This is a genomic window from Dorea sp. MB18-49 (assembly GCF_023669465.1).
GTDB lineage: Bacteria > Bacillota > Clostridia > Lachnospirales > Lachnospiraceae > Dorea_A > Dorea_A longicatena.
In genome coordinates, this window is sequence record NZ_JAMOYX010000099.1 from 1 (window position 1) to 1,666 (window position 1,666).

The 1,666-nt window shown below is 29.7% G+C and carries 1 protein-coding gene; it reads left to right on the plus strand.

What is annotated here, in order from left to right; genetic code table 11:
• Positions 1-78: 78 nt before the first annotated feature.
• The coding region (locus tag NCY30_RS14895) for a P-loop NTPase fold protein (protein ID WP_250818881.1) at positions 79-1,666 on the plus strand (1,588 nt) is incomplete at its 3' end.

The window sequence follows — 1,666 nt, forward strand, 5'->3', positions numbered from 1 at the left end:
ATCCTGTATGTATCTCTTTATGGAATAAAAGAAACGGAAGAAATTTCCAGATTATTATATTTGGAATTACGAAAAGTTATGGCAGATAAGATGACAACAGGTAGATTTTTAAAGAAACACACTCCTCAGATTCCTACATGGTTGGGCACTACTTCAAAAATTGTGTCAGATGTTATAAAAGATTCGAAGGGAATTGATATAGAAAACATCATTAATAAAATATCAACAGGCTTTTCTTTAAAAAACTGTATTTTTATATTTGATGATTTGGAAAGAACAAGTTGTAATGTTAATGATATCCTGGGATATATTAATAATTTTATAGAACATGATCAGGTTAAAGTTCTCCTTATCGCTAATGAAGCTGAAATTAATACAGCTTCCAGACTTGATGTGGATCCAGAAGAATTATTAGTATGTCTTCAGGATAATTTGGATTTTGGCTTTTTAGAATCAGAAGAAAATTCTGGATATAATGGAAGTCAAAGTACTACAAGATCAGAAAAACAGAAAATATCGCTTCAAAAATTAATGAAACGAGTAGAGGTTGTATTTGCTCGGAATCAGGCATATAAGCAAATAAAGGAAAAAGTAGTTGGTGAAACGGTAAAATATCAACCAGAGTATCTGAAAATGATAACCAATCTAATTGAAAGAAACTTAAATAATGACGAAAAATTGAGAGAAATTCTACTCAATAAAGCAAATAAAATTGAAGAAATTGCAGAATATTATGAACATTTTAATTTGCGGACATTTCTTTTCTTTTTGTCAAAAGTAGTAACTCTTTATGATTGCTTACAGCAACATGTAGAAACTTTCGAAAAGATGATTGATTATATATTTTTGATATCTGTGAAATATAAAACTGGAAAAGAAATAGAGCAATGGGAAGAACCAAAATTATTTGAGTTGAGGTCATTGTATGGATGGTTCGACTTTAGAAATCAATGCTTAGCGTTTAAGTTTGTTGATGAATTTGTGTTATATGGCAAGTTGAACTCGAGGGAAATTGTTGAAACGGTTACTTTGTATGAGGAATTTGAGCAAAAAAATGCCGAGAGCGAAAACGATCCGGCGAGACAAATACAAAGTTGGGGAAGTATGGATGAGAAAACCGTCAAGGTGCTTATGGAAGAGATTATTTTGAAGATGGGCGAAGATAAGTATTCGTTTGCTACATATCTGAATATATTACATAATTTTGTTGCTTTGGTGTCTATTGGTTTTGATGAAGCTTTTTTAAACCAGCTTGTGGAATATATGAAAAATAATATTAGAAATGCTTCTGAAAGAATAGAATTACAAGGAGGATATAGTTTTTTTATAAATGAAGATGATAAAAAGCTTTATGCACTAAAGAGCAGAGAATTAAATGTTGAAATAGAAGAAAAGAATAACAGTTATCAAGAAAAAGAGATGGAAAAGATGTTAGAAGATGTAAATTCATGGGGAATAAATGTTAACAAGTATGTTACGGAACATAGAAAAGTAGTACCTAAAAGTTTTATTTCTAAAATGGATCCAGGCAGGATTCTGACATTAATAGAACAAAGCAATACTGAAAATATCGAGGCATTTAGATATGCAATTAATGATCTTTATTCATTTTCAAATATATCAGATTTTTATATGGAAGATTATGAAAATTTAAAAACTATTTACG